Genomic DNA, 17740 nt, shown 5'->3' with positions numbered 1-17740 from the left:
GCCGGCGGCCGCCGCCGTCAGGCCAGCCCGGCCCGGCGCAGCGCCTCCGCCATGGCGTCGTTGACCGGCGCCGCCGATTCGCCACCGCGTCCCTGCCGCGGCGAGGGACCGCCGCGCGAGCCGCCCCGATCGCCCTGGCCGCCCCGCCCGCCCTGGCCGCCGCGCCGGCCACCGCCGTCACCGCGCTGCCCGCTGCCGTCGCCGCGCTGCCCGCTGCCGTCGCCGCGCTGCCCGCTGCCGTCACCGCGCTGCCCGCTGCCGTCACCGCGCTGCCCGCTGCCGTCACCGCGCTGCCCGCTGCCGTCACCGCGCTGCCCGTCGCCGCGCTGCCCGTCGCCGCGCTGTCCGCCGCCGCGCCGGCCGCCGCGCTGCTCGCCGCCCGGACCGCCGGCCGCGGTACGGCCACCGGCCGGCGCCTCGTCGTCCAGCCGCAGCGTCAGCGAGATCCGCTTGCGGGGTACGTCCACGTCGAGCACCCGGACCTTGACCACGTCGCCGGACTTCACCACGTCGCGCGGATCCTTGACGAAGGTGTGCGACATGGCCGAGACGTGCACCAGCCCGTCCTGGTGCACACCCACGTCGACGAACGCGCCGAACGCGGCCACGTTGGTGACCACGCCCTCCAGCACCATGCCCGGCGTCAGGTCGCTGATCTTCTCCACGCCCTCGACGAACGTCGCGGTGCGGAACTCCGGGCGCGGGTCGCGGCCGGGCTTTTCCAGCTCGGCCAGGATGTCGGTGACTGTGGGCAGGCCGAACGTGTCGTCGACGAAGTCGGTCGCGCGCAGGCCGCGCAGGATGGCGCTCTTGCCGATCAGCGCGCGCAGATCCTGCCCGGTGGAGGAGAGGATGCGGCGCACCACCGGGTACGCCTCCGGGTGCACGCTGGAGGAGTCGAGCGGGTCGTCGCCGCCGGGGATGCGCAGGAAGCCGGCGCACTGCTCGAACGCCTTCGGCCCGAGCCGCGGCACCTTCTTCAACTCCGCCCGGGTGCGGAACGGCCCGTTGGCGTCGCGGTGCAGCACGATGTTCTCGGCCAGCCCGGCGCCGATGCCGGAGACCCGGGTGAGCAGCGGCGCGGAGGCGGTGTTGACGTCCACGCCGACCGCGTTGACGCAGTCCTCGACCACCGCGTCGAGCGAGCGGGACAGCTTCACCTCGGACAGGTCGTGCTGGTACTGCCCGACGCCGATCGACCGCGGATCGATCTTCACCAGCTCCGCGAGGGGGTCCTGGAGACGGCGGGCGATCGACACCGCGCCGCGCAGCGAGACGTCCAGGCCGGGCAGCTCCTGGGAGGCGTACGCGGAGGCGGAGTAGACCGACGCGCCGGCCTCGGAGACCATCACCTTGGTCAGCTTCAGCTCCGGGTGCCGGGCGATCAGATCACCGGCGAGCTTGTCGGTCTCCCGGCTGGCGGTGCCGTTGCCGATCGCGACCAGCTCGACGCCGTGGGCGGCGGCGAGCGTGGCGAGCGTGTGCAGCGAGGCGTCCCACTGCCGGCGCGGCTCGTGCGGGTAGATCGTATCGGTGGCGACCACCTTGCCGGTGGCGTCGACCACCGCCACCTTCACGCCGGTACGCAGACCCGGGTCCAGGCCCATGGTGGGCCGGGTGCCGGCCGGCGCGGCGAGCAGCAAATCACGCAGGTTGGTGGCGAAGACCCGCACGGCCTCCTCCTCGGCCGCCTGCCACAGCCGCATCCGCAGGTCCGCGCCCAGGTGGATCAGGATCCGGGTACGCCAGGCCCAGCGCACCGTGTCGGCCAGCCACCGGTCGGCCGGCCGCCCCTGGTCGCTGACGCCGAAGCGTCCGGCCACGGCGGCCTCGTAGCGGCTCGGTCCGGTGGCCGCGTCGGCGTCGCCCTCGGCCTCCGGGTCCATGGTCAGCTCCAGCACGCCCTCCTTCTCGCCCCGGAACATGGCGAGGATGCGGTGCGAGGGCAGCTTCGGGTACGGCTCGGCGAAGTCGAAGTAGTCGGCGAACTTCGCGCCGGCGGTCTCCTGGCCGTCGCGTACCCGGGAGACCAGCCGGCCCCGCGACCACATCTGCTCGCGCAGCGTGCCGATCAGGTCGGCGTCCTCGGCGAAGCGCTCGATCAGGATGGCCCGCGCGCCGTCGAGCGCGGCGGCGGCGTCGGGCACGCCCTTGTCGGCATCGACGAAGCCGGCCGCCGTCTCGCGAGGGTCCCGGGCCGGGTCGGCGAGCAGCGTGTCGGCGAGGGGCTCGAGCCCGGCCTCGCGGGCGATCTGCGCGCGGGTACGCCGCTTCGGCTTGTAGGGCAGGTAGATGTCCTCCAGGCGGGACTTCGAGTCGGCGGCGAGGATCTGCGCCTCCAGCGCCTCGTCGAGCTTGCCCTGGCTCCGGATCGACTCCAGCACCGCCGCGCGCCGCTCGTCCAGCTCGCGCAGGTAGCGCAGCCGCTCCTCCAGCGTGCGCAGCTGCGCGTCGTCGAGCAGGCCGGTGGCCTCCTTGCGGTAGCGGGCGATGAACGGCACCGTGGCGCCGCCGTCGAGCAGCTCGACGGCCGCCCGTACCTGCCGTTCGGCGACGCCGAGTTCCTCGGCGATCCGCTGGTGCACAGACTGGGTCACGATCTGATCCGCCTTCTCGGGTGGGTTCCGTCGTGCATTCTGCCCGTTGCCGCCGCACGCGCCGCACCGGCCGCGCGGCGGGCCGGACCGATATCCCGAAAACGGACTTCCGGCGTCAGAAACCCCTCTAGCCTCCAATCAGGTGATTTCCTACGGTTGTCTGGAGCCCGGGTGAGCGCTGAGAAAGTGGTCGTCATCGGTCAGGGGTACGTCGGTCTCCCGCTGGCCATGCGGGCCGTCGAGGCCGGCTTCGACGTGGTCGGGCTGGACGTCGACGCCGACCGGGTCAAGCGGCTCGCCTCCGGCGAGTCCTTCGTGGAGGACATCCCCGCCGACCGGCTGGGCCGGGCGCTCGGCAGCGGGCGCTACCTGCCGAGCACCGAGTACGCCGACGCCCGGGGTTTCGACGTCTGCGTGATCACGGTGCCGACCCCGCTGCGCGACGGCACGCCGGATCTGAGCTACGTGGAGCAGGCCGGCCGGGGCGTCGGCCCGTACGTGCGGCCGGGCAGCACCGTGGTGCTGGAGTCGACGACGTACCCGGGCACCACCGAGGAGCTGCTGCGTCCGCTGCTCGAATCGGCCAGCGGACTGCACGCGCCGGGCGACTTCCACCTCGGGTACAGCCCGGAACGCATCGACCCCGGCAACCCGGCCTGGCGGCTGGAGAACACACCGAAGGTCGTCGCCGGCGTGGACGAGCCCTCGCTGGAGCGGGTGGACGGGTTCTACCGCCGGATCGTGGAGCGGACCGTCCCGGTGTCCTCCACCCGGGTCGCGGAGCTGACCAAGCTGATCGAGAACACGTTCCGTCAGGTGAACCTGGGCCTGATCAACGAACTCACGGTGCTCTCCCACCACCTGGGCATCGACGTCTGGCAGGCGATCGACGCCGCGGAGACGAAGCCGTTCGGGTTCATGCCGTTCCGGCCCGGCCCCGGCGTCGGCGGACACTGCCTGCCGATCGACCCCTGCTACCTGTCCTGGCAGGTCAAGCGGCGGCTGGGCCGCCAGTTCCGGTTCATCGAGCTGGCCAACGACGTCAACCACGAGATGCCCGAGCACGTGGCGCAGCGGGTGATGGCCGGCCTGAACCGCACCGGCCGTGCCGTCAACGGCGCACGCCTGCTGATGCTCGGCCTGGCGTACAAGAAGAACACCGGGGACATGCGGGACTCGCCGGCGGTGGACGTCGCCCGGCGGCTGTGCGACCTCGGTGCGGACGTCCGCGCCGCCGAGCCGTACGCCGAGGCGCACCAGATCCCGGGTGGCGTGCTCGTCGTGCCGCTGACCGAACAGGAGGTCGACGCGGCCGACGCGGTGGTCGTCACGACCGACCACGACGTCTTCGACTACGAGATGGTGTCCCGGCGGGCCCGCTACGTGTTCGACGCCCGCAACCGGTGCGCCGGCCCGGTGGTCGAGCGCCTCTAGGCACACCCTGTCCGGCCCGCCTCCGGCTGCGCTAGCGTGGCGATCATGGAGGCACCTGCGGATCCGCGGGCCCGGCGGCTGTTCGGCGGCAGCGCCCGGGCGCTCGGCGACCTGGCGGCCGGCCCGTTCCGGGCCGACCGGGACCGGATCGTCGGGTCGCCGTTCTTCGCCCGGCTGGGCGGCGTGACCCAGGTGATCAGCCCCGGCGGTTCCGGGCTGCTCGTGCACAACCGGCTCACCCACAGCCTGAAGGTGGCCCAGGTGGCCCGGGCGATCGCGGAGCGGCTGACCGCCGACCCGGCCCACCGGGATCTGCTGGAGAAGCTCGGCGGCTGCGACCCGGAGGTGGTGGAGGCCGCCGCGCTCGCGCACGACCTCGGGCACCCGCCGTTCGGGCACCTGGGGGAGCGGGTGCTCGACCGGCTGGCCCGGCAGCGGCTCGGGCTGGCCGACGGATTCGAGGGCAACGCCCAGTCGTACCGGATCGTCACCAGCACCGAGATCCGTGGCGCGGCGACCACCGGGCTGGACCTGACCGCCGCGGTCCGGGCGGCCATGCTGAAGTACCCGTGGACCCGGCTGGACCATCCCGACCCGCACCCGCGTCACCTGGACCCGGCGCCCCGGGGCGCGGCGGCGCCGCCGGAGGATCCGGACAGCGGGTCGGTGAAGTTCGGCGCGTACCGCACCGAGCTGGACGACCTGCGGCAGGCGCGGGAGCCGTTCGCCGGGCGGATCCCGGACTGGCAGCAGACTCCCGAGGCGTCGGTGATGGACACCGCCGACGACATCGCGTACGCGATCCACGACGTGGAGGACTTCTACCGCGTCGGGGTGCTCCAGCAGGGCGCGGTGGCGGCGGAGCTGATGGCCTGGCAGCGCGAGTGCGGTCACCTGCGGTCGATCACCGCGTCGGCGCTGGAGGCGGCGGGCCGGCGGCCCGGCACGGCGATCGAGCGGCTGCGCCGGCAGCTGCACCGCAAGGACGGGTGGATCGCCGACGACGAGGCGTTCGCCGCCGCTGTCGAGCACGTCCGCGAGGAGCTGGTGGAGGGGCTGCTGGCGCTGCCGTTCGACGGCTCGATCGAGGCGGAGCAGTACGTGGCCCGGTTCTCCGCCCGCTGGTCCACCCGCTTCGTGGACGCCATCACGGTGACGCCGGACCCGGGGGTCCGTTCCGGGTACGTGCTGCTGGCGAAGGCGCAGTGGCACGAGGTGCAGGTGCTCAAGTTCGTGCACCACCGGTTCGTGCTGGCCCGCCCGGACCTGGCGCTGCACCAGCGCGGCCAGGCCCGGCTGCTGGGCACGCTGGTGGAGGCGCTCTGGGAGTGGCTGCTGGACCCGGAGGAGGAGTCCCGGCTGCCGCGCCGGCTGCACGACCTGGTGGAGCTGGCCGAGGCGGAGCTGCACCCGCGTACCCCGGACCGGATCGGCCGGGCCCGGGGCCGGGCCATCATCGACTTCGTCGCGCAGCTCACCGACGGTCAGGCGGTGGCGATGCTCGACGCGTTGTCGGGCCGCTCCGGCGCGCTGTGGACGGACGCCTTCGTGCTCTGACCCGCCTCGGAGCACGAAGGCGGCAGCGCCGCGTCAGGCGACCGACTGCCACCACCCGTCCACCGCCGGCGGCTCGTCCACCACCACCCGCTCGCCGGGACGCGGCACGGTCAGCCGGACGTCCCGCGCCTTCGCCTCGGCCCAGAGCCGGTCCACCGGCTCGGACCAGTCGTGCAGGGCCAGGTTGAACGTGCCCCAGTGCACCGGCACCAGCAGTCCGCCGCGTACGTCGAGGTGGGCGGCGACCGCCTCCTCCGGGAACATGTGGATGTGCGGCCACGCCCTGTCGTACGCGCCGATCTGCATGAGCGTCAGGTCGAACGGGCCGTGCTCGGCGCCGATCGCGGCGTACCCGTCGAAGTAGCCGGAGTCGCCGGTGTAGAAGACCTTCCGGTGCGTCCCGGTGATGGTCCAGGAGCTCCAGAGCGTGCCGTCGCGGCGCAGGCCGCGCCCGGAGAAGTGCTGCGCGGCGGTGGCGGTGAGCGTCAGCGCGCCGATCCGGTGGCTCTCCGACCAGTCCAGCTCGACGATGCGGTGCTCGGGTACGCCCCAGCGGGCCAGGTGGGCGCCGACGCCGAGCGGCACCACGAACGGCGCCGACTGGAGATCGGACAGCCGGCGGACGGTCTCCATGTCCAGGTGGTCGTAGTGGTCGTGCGAGATCAGCACCGCGTCCAGCGGGGGCAGCTCGGTCAGGCGGACCGGCGGCTCGTGGATGCGCCGCGGGCCGACCAGCCCGGACGGGGAGCACCTGTCGCTCCACACCGGGTCGAGCAGCACCCGGTGCCCCTCGATCTCGACGAGCGTGGAGGCGTGGCCGTACCAGATCACGTTCAGTTCGCGGGCCGGGTCGCCGGCCAGCGCGGGAGCCGGGCGCAGCAGCGGCACCGGGCTGCCCGGCCGCCGCTTCTGCTTGCCGAAGATCAGCTCCCGGACGAGGTTGCGGCCCGGGTCGGCGACCATCGTGGCGGTGGCGCCGGCCGGGTTGTGGAACGTGCCGTCGCGGAAGCGCGGTGACCGGGCCGCCCGTTCCGCCCGGGCGCCGGTGAGCCGGCCGCCGAGCTGGGCCGGTACGTCCCGCGCCACCCAGGCCAGGCCGGCCACGGCGGCCAGCCCGGCGAGCTTCCAGACCCGCCCGCCGCGCGTCCGGCCCGGTTCCCGCCCCGTCGATTCCCGCATGCTCGTCCCTCCGCCGTGTCCCGTCGTACACGGTAACCACCCTCGTCCCGGTCCGTCCGCGCGACGGCCCGCCCGCGGGACGGTCAGGGCAGCCGGCGCCGTACCGCGGACGCCGCAGTCGCCGCGCGCCCGCCGACGGCACGGACCACCTGGGACACGCCGGGCCGCCATCCGCCCCGGACCGCCTCGCCGGCCGGGTTCGGCCTGAACACGATGCCCTCGTGCGCGGCGACCGGCGACCGGGTCAGCCCGGCCAGGCGCATCAGCGGCCCGACGAGCACGTCGTACACACCGGGCAGGACGGTGAAGCCGAAGCGCATGACCACGTTGAGCCGTCCCACCGAGACCTCCCGGCGTGGCCGGTCGAGGCAGTGCGCGATGGCCCGCGCCACCCGTTCGGGCGACGCGATCGGGGGCGGCGGACGGCCGACCCGGCCCAGGTAGTTGGCCGCCTGCCGGTAGACGGGCGTGTCGACGCTGCCCGGGTTGACCAGGCAGATCGCGACGCCGGGCGTCTCCCGCGCCTCCTGCTGGAGCGTGCGGGCCAGCCCTTGCAGGCCCCACTTGGCTGCCACGTAGCCGCTCATGTAGGGCGCGGTGATGTGTCCGAGCACCGAGCCGGTGAGTACGAGCGTGCCGCCGCCGGCGTCCCGGAACCGGCGCAGCGCCTCCCGGGCCACCGCGGCGGCGGCCAGCAGGTCGGTGCGGACGACCTGCTCGAACACCTCGGCCGGCGTCTCGTCGAAGCGGCCGTAGGCCATCACCGCGGCGGTGTGCACCCAGGCGTCGACGCGGCCGTACTCGGCCCGCGCCGCGTCGGCGAGCGCGGCCACCGCGCCGGGCTCGGTCACGTCCATCGGTACGGCGATCGCCGTCGCGCCTGCCGCCGCGCACTCGTCGCGCACCTCGTCGAGCGTGGCGGGGGAGCGGGCCGCGAGGACCAGCCGGTCCCCGCGGCCCGCCAGTTCCAGGGCGGTCGCCCGGCCGATCCCGCTGGTCGCGCCGGTGACGACCACCGTCCGGGTCACGGCGCGAGCACGACCTTGACGCAGCCGTCCTCCTTCTTCTGGAACATCTCGTACGCCCGCGGCGCGTCGGTCAGCGGCAGCCTGTGGGTCCGCAGGTCCTCCACGCCCAGCGGGTCGTCGTCGCGCTCCAGCAGCGGGATGATCTCGTCGACCCAGCGCCGCACGTGGCACTGCCCCATGCGCAGCTGGATGCCCCTGTCGAACATCTCCATCAGCGGCATCGGGTCCTGCTCGCCGCCGTACACGCCGGAGATCGAGGCGGTGCCGCCGCGCCGGACCGCCTTGAGCGCGGCGTGCAGCACCACGAGCCGGTCCACGCCGGCCTTGTCGGTCATGGCCTGGGCCAGCTTGTCCGGCAGCAGCCCGGCGGCGGTCTGGGCCATCTTGCCCAGCGGCGCGCCGTGCGCCTCCATGCCGACCGCGTCGATCACCGCGTCCGGGCCGCGCCCGTCGACCAGGTCGATGAGCGTGCCGGGCACGTCGTCGAGCTGGCTGACGTCGAGCACCTCGATGCCGTGGCGGCGGGCCATCTCCAGCCGCTCCGGCACCAGGTCCAGGCCGATCACCCGGCCGGCGCCCAGGTGGCGGCCGATGCGGGCGCTGAACTGGCCGACCGGGCCGAGCCCGAACACGGCGAGCGTGCCGCCGGGCGGGGTGTCCGCGTACTTCACCGCCTGCCAGGCGGTCGGCAGGATGTCGGACAGGTAGAGCCAGCGCTCGTCCGGGCCGGTGTCCGGGATGGTGATCGGGCCGAACTGGGCCTGCGGGACGCGCAGGTACTCGGCCTGGCCGCCGGGGATCGAGCCGTACAGCGAGGTGTAGCCGAACAGGGAGGCGCCCTTGCCCTGGCTGGTCACCTGCGTGGTCTCGCACTGGGCGTAGAGCTGCCGCTCGCACATCCAGCACGAGCCGCAGGAGATGTTGAACGGGACGACCACCCGGTCGCCCTTCTTGAGCCGGGTCACGCCGGACCCGACCTCCTCGACGATGCCCATCGGCTCGTGCCCGAGGATGTCGCCGGGCTTCAGGTACGGCCCGAGCACCTCGTACAGGTGCAGGTCGGAACCGCAGATGGCGGTCGAGGTGACCCGGATGATCGCGTCGGTCGGCTCCTCGATCCGGGGGTCCGGGACGTCCTCGACGCGGACGTCCCGCTTGCCGTGCCAGGTCAGTGCCTTCATGCCGGTATGTCCCCTCTCCGGTGCCGTCCATCGGACTGCTACCCGGCAGAGGCGGGTTGAATCGGCGGCGCGCCGGGCACCGGCGGCCTGGTACCCCCGGTCAACGGCGACCGCCGCGCCCCCGGGTGCGGGGCGCGGCGGTCGCGTGGGTTCTTCCGGCGGTCAGGAGCCGGGCGTGCCCGAGCGCTTGGCCGTGGCCTTCAGGTAGTCCCGGTTGAGCCGGCCGATGGTGTTCAGCGGGATGCCCTTCGGGCAGGCCGCGGCGCACTCGCCGATGTTGGTGCAGCCGCCGAAGCCGGCCTCGTCGTGCGCGTCCACCATGCCGATCACCCGGGTGTAGCGCTCCGGCTGGCCCTGCGGCAACAGCGAGAGCTGGGTGATCTTCGCGGCGGTGAACAGCATGCCGGAGCCGTTCGGGCAGGCCGCCACGCAGGCGCCGCAGCCGATGCAGGCCGCCGACTCGAACGCCGCGTCCGCGTCCGCCTTCGGCACCGGCACCGAGTGCGCCTCCGGGGCGCTGCCGGTCGGCGCGGTGACGTAGCCGCCGGCGGCGATGATCTGGTCGAAGGCGTTGCGGTTGACCACCAGATCCTTGACGACCGGGAAGGCGCGGGCCCGCCAGGGCTCGATGTCGATCGTGTCGCCGTCGGAGAACTGCCGCATGTGCAGCTGGCAGGCGGTGGTGCCGCGCTGCGGGCCGTGGGCCTCACCGTTGATCATGAGGCTGCACATGCCGCAGATGCCCTCGCGGCAGTCGTGGTCGAACGCGACCGGCTCCTCGCCGTCGAGGATCAGCCGCTCGTTGAGCACGTCGAGCATCTCCAGGAAGGACATGTCCGGGGACACGTCCTGCACCGGGTAGGTCACCATCCGACCCTTGTCCTCGGGGCCGGTCTGGCGCCAGATGCGCAGGGTCAGGTTCACTTGTAGCTCCGCTGCGTGGGGTGGACGTATTCGAAGGTCAGGTCTTCCTTGTGCAGCACGGGCTCACCGGTGCCGGTGTACTCCCAGGCCGCCACGTAGGCGAACCGGTCGTCGTCGCGCTGCGCCTCGCCGTCGGGCGTCTGGTGCTCGGCCCGGAAGTGGCCGCCGCAGGACTCCTCGCGGTGCAGGGCGTCGATGCACATCAGCTCGGCCAGCTCGAAGAAGTCGGCCACCCGGCCGGCCTTCTCCAGCGACTGGTTGAGCCCCTCGCCGTCGCCCGGGACGCGCACCCGCTGCCAGAACTGCTCGCGCAGCGCGCGGATCTCGTCGATCGCCTTGCGCAGCCCGGCCTCGGAGCGCTCCATGCCGCAGTGCTCCCACATGATCTGGCCCAGTTCGCGGTGGAACGAGTCCACGGTGCGGTCGCCGTTGATCGCCAGCAGCCGCTTGATCCGGTCCTCGACCTCGGTACGCGCCGCGACCGCCTCGGGGTGGCTGGCGTCGACCTTGTCCAGCGGACCGGAGGAGGCCAGGTAGTTGGCGAGCGTGTTCGGCAGCACGAAGTAGCCGTCGGCCAGGCCCTGCATCAGCGCCGAGGCGCCGAGCCGGTTCGCGCCGTGGTCGGAGAAGTTGGCCTCACCGATCACGAACAGGCCGGGGATGCTCGACTGGAGGTCGTAGTCGACCCAGAGGCCGCCCATCGTGTAGTGCACGGCGGGGTAGATCCGCATCGGCACCTCGTACGGGTCCTCGCCGGTGATCCGCTCGTACATCTCGAAGAGGTTGCCGTACTTGGCCTCGATGGCCTTGCGGCCGAGCCGGTTGATCGCGTCGGCGAAGTCCAGGTAGACGCCGAGGCCGGTCGGGCCGACGCCGCGTCCCTCGTCGCAGACGTTCTTCGCGGCGCGGGAGGCGATGTCGCGGGGGACCAGGTTGCCGAAGGACGGGTAGATCCGCTCCAGGTAGTAGTCCCGCTCGTCCTCCGGGATGTCCCGGGGGCTGCGCTGGTCGCCCTTGGTCTTGGGCACCCACACCCGGCCGTCGTTGCGCAGCGACTCGCTCATCAGGGTCAGCTTCGACTGGTGGTCGCCGGAGACCGGGATGCAGGTCGGGTGGATCTGCGTGTAGCAGGGGTTGGCGAAGTACGCGCCCTTGCGGTGCGCCCGCCAGGAGGCGGTGACGTTGCAGCCCTTGGCGTTCGTGGAGAGGTAGAAGACGTTGCCGTAGCCGCCGGAGGCGAGCACGACCGCGTCCGCCATCTCGGTGCTGATCTCGCCGGTGACCATGTCGCGGACCACGATGCCGCGCGCCCGGCCGTCGACGAGGACCAGTTCGAGCATCTCGTGGCGGGCGTTCATCTCCACGTTGCCCAGGCCGATCTGCCGCTCCAGGGCCTGGTACGCGCCGAGCAGCAGCTGCTGGCCCGTCTGGCCCCGGGCGTAGAAGGTGCGCTGCACCTGGGCGCCGCCGAAGGAGCGGGTGTCCAGCAGGCCGCCGTACTCGCGGGCGAACGGCACGCCCTGGGCCACGCACTGGTCGATGATGTTGACCGACACCTCGGCCAGCCGGTGCACGTTGGACTCGCGGGAGCGGAAGTCGCCGCCCTTGACCGTGTCGTAGAACAGGCGGTGCACCGAGTCGCCGTCGTTGCGGTAGTTCTTGGCGGCGTTGATGCCGCCCTGCGCGGCGATCGAGTGGGCCCGGCGCGGGCTGTCCTGGTAGCAGTAGGACTTCACCCGGTAGCCCTGCTCGGCCAGCGTGGCGGCGGCGGAGCCGCCGGCCAGGCCGGTGCCGACCACGATCACCGTCATCTTCCGGCGGTTGGCCGGGTTGACCAGCTTCATCTCGAAGCGGTGGCGCTCCCACCGCGTCTCGATCGGGCCGTCCGGGGCCCGGGTGTCGGCGATCGGGTCGCCCTCGGTGTAGAGATCCATGTCAGGCCACCAATCCGGTGATCACGGCGAACGGGACCAGCAGGTAGCCGCCGACGAGCGCGACGGCGAAGACGAGCGCGGCGATCCGGGCCCGGCGCTCGCCCCTGGGCGTCTGCTGGCCGAGGCTGCGGAACGCGCTGAAGGCGCCGTGGCGCAGGTGGAAGCCGAGGGTCACCAGCGCGAGGGTGTAGAAGAGCGTGACGTACCAGCGCTCCGGCGCGAAGTCGGCGACCACGTTGCCGTACGGGTTCGACGGGTCGCCCTGCGGGTTCAGGTGACCCGTGGTCAGGTCCAGGATGTGGTAGATCACGAAGAGCAGGATGATCACCCCACCCCAGCGCATCGTGCGGGCCGCGTAGTTCACGTGGATCTTGCGGCGGTGCGCGTACTTCACCGGGCGGGCGGCGCGGGACCGCATCGCGAGCACGGTGGCCGCGCCGATGTGCCCCAGGACGGCCAGGGTGAGCACCGTGCGCTGGATCCACAGGAACCAGGTCGTCGGCAGCAGCGGCGTGCCGATGTCCCGCAGCCAGTGCGCGTAGTGGTCGAACGAGGTCTCGCCCGTGAAGATCTTCAGGTTCCCGAGCATGTGCAGGATCAGGAACAGCACAAGGAGGATGCCCGTCACCGCCATGACGGCCTTGAGGCCGACGTTCGAGCGGATGGGCGACCGAGTTTTCGTGATTACCACACGGTCGACGCTAGGAGCACTTCGATCAGGCGTCCAATGCATCGAAATCGCAGTGTTGATAGCCGTAGGCTATGTAGATGCAGCTCCATCAGCTTCGGTACTTCGTGGCGGTCGCCGAAGTACGACATTTCACCCAAGCAGCCGATCTTGTCGGCATAACCCAGCCCTCGTTGAGTAAGCAAATTCACGCCCTGGAGACCGACCTGGGGGCCCCGCTGTTCGAGCGGGTAAGGGGCAACATCACACTCACCGCGGCCGGTGAGGTGCTGCTGCCGCTGGCCAAGCGGATCCTCGCCGACGTGGAGACCGCCACCCGCGAGGTGCAGGAGCTGGTGGGGCTGCGCCGCGGCCGGGTCCGGCTCGGCGCCACGCCCAGCCTGGCCACCTCGCTCGCCCCGCCGGTGCTGCGCCGGTTCCGCGACGCGCACCCCACTGTCGACCTGCGCGTGGAGGAGGGCGGCTCGCAGGACCTCGTCCGGGATCTGCTCCGCGGCGACCTCGACCTGGCCCTGATCATCATGCCGTCGGCCGGCACCGACCCGGGGCTGCGCGCCGACCCGATCCTGCGGGAGAGCCTGGTGGTCGCCTCGGTCGACCCGCTGCCGGGCGCCTCGCCCGCCGGGGAGCTGCGCATCACCGACCTGCGCGACCAGCCGCTCGTCATGTTCCGCGAGGGCTACGACCTGCGCGACGCCACGCTCCAGGCGTGCCGGGCGGCCGGGTTCGAGCCGACCCTGTCCGTCGACGGCGGGGAGATGGACGCGGTACTCAGCTTCGTCGAGGCCGGGCTCGGCGTCGCGCTGGTGCCGGGCATCGTGGTGGCCCGCCGGGCCGGCATCCGGGTCACCCGGCTCGTCCCGCCCGGCGTCCGCCGGACCATCGCGGTGGCCCGCCGCCGCGACGTGGTGCCCACCCACGCCGGGCGCGAGCTGCGCCGCATCCTTTTGGAGTACGTCCACGACGCCACCGCCACCGCCGGACTCCCCCCAGGCGTAGAGCCGCTGTAGCCCCGCCCCGCCGCCTCGTTGATCTTGCACTTTGGGCCCCGGCGAAAGGCGCGAAAGCCCCTCGGTGGGGGCGCCAAGTGCAAGATCGGCGCGCCGGAGGGGGGTCAGCGGCCTTCGGCGTCGTCCATGGCTCGGTAGATGCGCTGCTCGGACACCGGGTAGGGGGTTCCCAGGGCCTGGGCGAAGACGTTCACCCGCAGCTCCTCGATCATCCAGCGGATCTGGCGGACCGCCGCCTCCTGGCGGCGGGCCGGTGGCAGCGCGGCGAGCATGTCCTGGTACTCCTTCTGCACCACGGCGACGCGGTCCTGCTGAGACTTGTCCCGCTGCGGGTTGCCCGGCAACCGTTCCAGCCGCCGCTCGATCGCGGTCAGGTAGCGCAGCAGGTCGGGCAGTCGCGCGTACCCCGTCTCGGTCACGAAACCCTTGTGCACCAGGCCGGTGAGCTGGTTGCGGATGTCGGCCAGCGCGGCCACCACCGCCAGGTTGCGGGTGGCGCCGAGCCGCTGCTCCACCGCGTACGCGGACGCGAGCACCCGCCGCACCCGCTCCATCACCTCGACGACCGTGTCCACCAGGTCGGCGCGGACCTTGTCGCGCAGCGCGGCGAAGCCCTCCGCGTCCCAGGCGGGACCGCCCGCGTCGCCGATCAGCTTGTCGATCGCCGCGCCGGCCGCGTCCTCGATCAGCTCCGGCACGCTGCCGTGCGGGTTGCGGGACAGCGCCAGTTTCGCCTCGTTGCTCAGCCGTCCCTGGAGGAGCTTCGCCGGTGACGGCAGCGTCAGCCGCAGCAGCCGACGGGTGCCCGCCCAGTGCGCGGCCTCCTGCTCGGCGGCGGAGTCGAACACCTTCACCCCGACCGTCGCGCCCTCGTCCACCAGCGCCGGGTACGCGGTCACCGCGAAGCCGGCGCGTACCTGCTCGATGGTGCGCGGCAGCGCGCCGATCGACCACTCGGTCAGGCCGGTACGGGCCACGTCCGGCGCGGCGGCGGCCACCACCTGGCGTACCTCCTGGCGCAGCTCACGTTGCAGCGCCGGCAGGTCCTTGCCCTCGGCGACCGGCTTGTCGTCGTCGCCGAGCACCCGGAACGTGACCCGCAGGTGCGGCGGCAGCCGGCCCAGATCCCACGCGTCCGCCGGTACGGTCACCCCGGTCATCCGGCGCAGCTGCCGGGTCAGCGCGGCCAGCAGCGGCTCCTCGCCCGGGGTGATCGCGGCGAGCGCGGCGCGGGCGTAGTCGGGCACCGGCACGAAGTTGCGCCGTACCGGCTTGGGCAGCGACCGGATCAGCGCGATCACCAGCTCCTCGCGCAGCCCCGGCACCTGCCAGTCGAAGCTCTCCGCCGGCACCTGGTTGAGCAGCGGCAGCGGGATGTCCACTGTCACGCCGTCGGTGGGCGCGGCCGGGTCGAACGTGTACGTCAGCGGCAGCGTCACCCCGTCGGCCCGCCACTCGTCCGGGTAGTCCTCCTCGTCCACCCCGCCGCGGCCGTCGTTGACGAGCAGGTCGCGGGTGAACGTGAGCAGGTCGGGCCGCTCCCGGCGGGTCTTCTTCCACCAGGAGTCGAAGTGCCGGCCGGAGACCACGTCGGCGGGGATGCGCTGGTCGTAGAAGGCGAAGATGGTCTCGTCGTCGACCAGGATGTCGCGGCGCCGGGCCCGGTTCTCCAGCTCCTCGATCTCGGTCAGCAGCTTCTGGTTGTCCCGCCAGAACTGGTGGTGGGTCTGCCAGTCGCCCTCGACCAGGGCGTGCCGGATGAACAGCTCCCGGCTCAGACCTGCGTCGATGCGCCCGAAGTTCACCTTGCGCGAGGTGACGAGCGGGATGCCGTACAGCGTGACCTTCTCGTAGGCCATCACCGCGGCCTGCTTCTTCTCCCAGTGCGGCTCGCTGTAGCTGCGCTTGACCAGGTGCTGGGCCAGCGGCTCGACCCACTCCGGCTCGACCCGCCCGGCCACCCGCCCCCACAGCCGGGACGTCTCCACAAGCTCGGCTGCCATCACCCAGCGCGGCGGCTTCCTGAACAGCGCCGACCCGGGGAAGATGGCGAACTTCGCGCCCCGCGCGCCGAGGTATTCGTGCTTCTGCGCGTCCTTGAGGCCGAGGTGCGACAGCAGGCCGGGCAGCAGCGACTGGTGCACCTTCGGGGTGTCGATCTCCTCGGGCAGGTCCGCGCCGGCGCCGCGCCGGCCCTCACCCTTGTCGGAGGTACGTAGCACCTGGCGCAACTGGCTGACGATGTCCTGCCACTCGCGTACCCGAAGGTAGTTGAGGTATTCGGCCTTGCACATCCGGCGGAACGCGCTGGAAGACAGTTCCCGCTGCTTCTCCCGCAGGTAGCGCCACAGATTGAGGTACGCGACGAAGTCCGACTCGGAGTCGGCGAACCGGGCGTGCGCCTGGTCGGCCTGGGCCTGCTTGTCGGCCGGGCGCTCGCGCGGATCCTGGATGGACAGCGCGGCGGCGATCACCACCACCTCGGTGGCGCAGCCGTTGCGCTCGCCCTCGAGCACCATCCGGGCCAGCCGGGGGTCGACCGGGAGCTGGGCCAGCCGCCGCCCCAGCGCGGTGAGCCGCTTCGCCGGGTCGGTCTCGGCCGGGTCGAGCGCGCCCAGCTCGTGCAGCAGGTTGACGCCGTCGGTGACGTTGCGCCGGTCCGGCGGGTCGATGAACGGGAACGCCCCGACGTCGCCGAGCCCGATCGCTGTCATCTGGAGGATGACCGAGGCCAGGTTGGTCCGCAGGATCTCCGGGTCGGTGAACTCGGGGCGGGAGGCGAAGTCCTGCTCGTCGTAGAGGCGGATGCAGATGCCGTCCGAGGTGCGCCCGCAGCGACCCTTGCGCTGGTTGGCGCTGGCCTGCGAGATCGGCTCGATCGGCAGCCGCTGCACCTTGAGCCGGCTGGAGTAGCGGGAGATCCGGGCGGTGCCCGGGTCCACCACGTACTTGATGCCGGGCACCGTGAGCGAGGTCTCCGCGACGTTCGTGGCCAGCACCACCCGCCGGTTGCTGTGCGCGGCGAAGACCCGGTGCTGCTCGGCGGTGGAGAGCCGGGCGTACAGCGGCAGGATCTCGGTGCCGAGCAGCGACCGCTTCTTCTGCACCAGCTTGCCCAGCGCGTCGGCGGTGTCCCGGATCTCCCGCTCGCCGCTGAGGAAGACCAGGATGTCGCCAGGCCCCTCGGCGGCCAGTTCCTCGACCGCGTCGCCGATGGCCTGGATCTGGTCCCGGACGTTCTCCTCGTCGGCCTCGTCCTCCTCCTCGGCCTCGGTGACCTCGACCAGCGGCCGGTAACGGACCTCCACCGGGTACGTGCGCCCGGACACCTCGACCACGGGCGCCGGGTTGCCCTCGGCGTCGGCGAAGTGCCGGGCGAACCGGTCGGTCTCGATGGTGGCCGAGGTGATGACCACCTTGAGGTCGGGCCGGCGGGGCAGGAGCTGCTTGAGGTACCCGAGGATGAAGTCGATGTTGAGGCTGCGCTCGTGCGCCTCGTCGATGATCAGGGTGTCGTACTGCCGCAGCATCCGGTCGGTCTGCAACTCGGCCAGCAGGATGCCGTCGGTCATCAGCTTGACCAGGCTGTTGTCGCCCACCTGGTCGGTGAAGCGCACCTTGTAGCCGACCACGTCGCCCAGCTCGGTGCCGAGTTCGTCGGCGATCCGGTCGGCGACCGTCCGGGCCGCCAGCCGGCGGGGCTGGGTGTGCCCGATCAGACCGGTGACGCCGCGCCCCAGCTCCAGGCAGATCTTGGGGATCTGGGTGGTCTTCCCGGAGCCGGTCTCGCCGGCCACGATCACCACCTGGTGGTCGCGGATCGCGGCGGCGATGTCGTCCTTGCGCTCGCTCACCGGCAACTGCGGCGGATATGTGATCGCCGGCACGGCCGCGCGGCGCGCCGCCAGCCGCGCCTCGGCGCGGGTCACCTCGGCCGCGATCTCGGCCAGCGCCGCCTCCCGCCGCTGCGGGTCGCGCAGCCGGCGCACACCGTCGAGCCGCCGCTGGAGCCGCCGCTGGTCGCGGAACATCAGGGGGCCGAGGCGGCGGTGCAGGTCGCGGGCGGTCTCAGGGTCGGCGGGTACGGCTGGATTCTGCATGTCGTCGCCAAGGATAGGCAGCCGCGCGGCGGACCGCCCCCGGGTTACCGGCGCTGGGCGTGCCCTCCCTGTCCGGGCCCTCCCCGCCGGATAAAGTTGCCGCCGACG

11 protein-coding genes are annotated in these 17740 nt (G+C 72.6%); 3 read left to right on the top strand and 8 right to left on the bottom strand.

All coding sequences use genetic code 11. The features are described from left to right. Nucleotides 1–17 precede the first annotated feature (17 nt). Entirely contained in the window at nucleotides 18–2597 is a 2580-nt protein-coding gene (locus ABIH81_RS28430) for a Tex family protein (protein WP_349877942.1), read from the bottom strand. Between the two features lie 171 nt (nucleotides 2598–2768). On the opposite strand from ABIH81_RS28430, the gene ABIH81_RS28425 reads away from it, so the two are divergent. Together ABIH81_RS28425 and dgt are read left to right on the top strand one after the other, a co-directional pair. Continuing rightward, on the top strand, nucleotides 2769–4031 hold the full coding sequence (locus ABIH81_RS28425; RefSeq protein WP_349877941.1) for a nucleotide sugar dehydrogenase: 1263 nt from the start codon (nucleotides 2769–2771) through the stop codon (nucleotides 4029–4031). 45 nt (nucleotides 4032–4076) lie between these two features. Further along, nucleotides 4077–5588 carry a dGTP triphosphohydrolase gene (dgt, locus tag ABIH81_RS28420; RefSeq protein ID WP_349877940.1) on the top strand — a complete coding sequence of 504 codons (1512 nt, stop codon included), beginning with the start codon at nucleotides 4077–4079 and terminating at the stop codon, nucleotides 5586–5588. Nucleotides 5589–5621: 33 nt separating this feature from the next. Here the strand turns inward: dgt and ABIH81_RS28415 are convergent, their stop codons facing one another. The 6 genes from ABIH81_RS28415 to ABIH81_RS28390 all read right to left on the bottom strand — a co-directional run bounded on the left by ABIH81_RS28415 (nucleotide 5622) and on the right by ABIH81_RS28390 (nucleotide 12468). Beyond that, nucleotides 5622–6767 (bottom strand): MBL fold metallo-hydrolase, encoded by a 1146-nt coding sequence (locus ABIH81_RS28415; protein ID WP_349877939.1) that lies wholly within the window; start codon nucleotides 6765–6767, stop codon nucleotides 5622–5624. A gap of 83 nt (nucleotides 6768–6850) precedes the next feature. Further along, on the bottom strand, nucleotides 6851–7795 hold the full coding sequence (locus ABIH81_RS28410) for an SDR family NAD(P)-dependent oxidoreductase (protein ID WP_349877938.1): 945 nt from the start codon (nucleotides 7793–7795) through the stop codon (nucleotides 6851–6853). Continuing rightward, nucleotides 7792–8976, bottom strand: a complete 1185-nt coding sequence (locus ABIH81_RS28405) for a zinc-dependent alcohol dehydrogenase (RefSeq protein ID WP_349877937.1) — start codon at nucleotides 8974–8976, stop codon at nucleotides 7792–7794. Before ABIH81_RS28405 ends, ABIH81_RS28410 begins: the two co-directional genes overlap by 4 nt. A 162-nt stretch (nucleotides 8977–9138) precedes the next feature. Beyond that, nucleotides 9139–9900, bottom strand: a complete 762-nt coding sequence (locus ABIH81_RS28400; RefSeq protein WP_047890878.1) for a succinate dehydrogenase/fumarate reductase iron-sulfur subunit — start codon at nucleotides 9898–9900, stop codon at nucleotides 9139–9141. Next, the gene (locus ABIH81_RS28395; protein ID WP_349877936.1) at nucleotides 9897–11834 is read right to left on the bottom strand and encodes a fumarate reductase/succinate dehydrogenase flavoprotein subunit; all 1938 of its coding nucleotides are present in this window, start codon (nucleotides 11832–11834) and stop codon (nucleotides 9897–9899) included. Before ABIH81_RS28395 ends, ABIH81_RS28400 begins: the two co-directional genes overlap by 4 nt. A 1-nt stretch (nucleotide 11835) precedes the next feature. Further along, nucleotides 11836–12468 (bottom strand): succinate dehydrogenase cytochrome b subunit, encoded by a 633-nt coding sequence (locus ABIH81_RS28390; RefSeq protein WP_349881231.1) that lies wholly within the window; start codon nucleotides 12466–12468, stop codon nucleotides 11836–11838. Between the two features lie 134 nt (nucleotides 12469–12602). On the opposite strand from ABIH81_RS28390, the gene ABIH81_RS28385 reads away from it, so the two are divergent. Beyond that, complete coding sequence (locus ABIH81_RS28385; protein ID WP_349877935.1) at nucleotides 12603–13532, top strand: LysR family transcriptional regulator; 930 nt, start codon at nucleotides 12603–12605, stop codon at nucleotides 13530–13532. 104 nt (nucleotides 13533–13636) lie between these two features. Here ABIH81_RS28385 and hrpA read toward each other — a convergent pair whose 3' ends face one another. Continuing rightward, a complete protein-coding gene (gene hrpA, locus ABIH81_RS28380) occupies nucleotides 13637–17632 on the bottom strand; it encodes an ATP-dependent RNA helicase HrpA (RefSeq protein WP_349877934.1) in 3996 nt (1331 codons plus the stop codon). Nucleotides 17633–17740: the final 108 nt, after the last annotated feature.

Source organism: Micromonospora sp. HUAS YX12 (assembly GCF_040215685.1).
Classification (GTDB): domain Bacteria; phylum Actinomycetota; class Actinomycetes; order Mycobacteriales; family Micromonosporaceae; genus Micromonospora; species Micromonospora tulbaghiae.
Note: the sequence above shows the minus strand (reverse complement) of the source record. Positions and strands in the feature narration are given on the sequence as shown.

Bases quoted from the DNA above. Each gene is read 5' to 3' on its own strand.
- hrpA (WP_349877934.1), bottom strand. From the start codon at position 17,632: ATGCAGAATCCAGCCGTACCCGCCGACCCTGAGACCGCCCGCGACCTG.
- ABIH81_RS28405 (WP_349877937.1), bottom strand. From the start codon at position 8,976: ATGAAGGCACTGACCTGGCACGGCAAGCGGGACGTCCGCGTCGAGGAC.
- ABIH81_RS28415 (WP_349877939.1), bottom strand. From the start codon at position 6,767: ATGCGGGAATCGACGGGGCGGGAACCGGGCCGGACGCGCGGCGGGCGG.
- dgt (WP_349877940.1), top strand. From the start codon at position 4,077: ATGGAGGCACCTGCGGATCCGCGGGCCCGGCGGCTGTTCGGCGGCAGC.
- ABIH81_RS28390 (WP_349881231.1), bottom strand. From the start codon at position 12,468: ATGGCGGTGACGGGCATCCTCCTTGTGCTGTTCCTGATCCTGCACATG.
- ABIH81_RS28395 (WP_349877936.1), bottom strand. From the start codon at position 11,834: ATGGATCTCTACACCGAGGGCGACCCGATCGCCGACACCCGGGCCCCG.
- ABIH81_RS28385 (WP_349877935.1), top strand. From the start codon at position 12,603: ATGCAGCTCCATCAGCTTCGGTACTTCGTGGCGGTCGCCGAAGTACGA.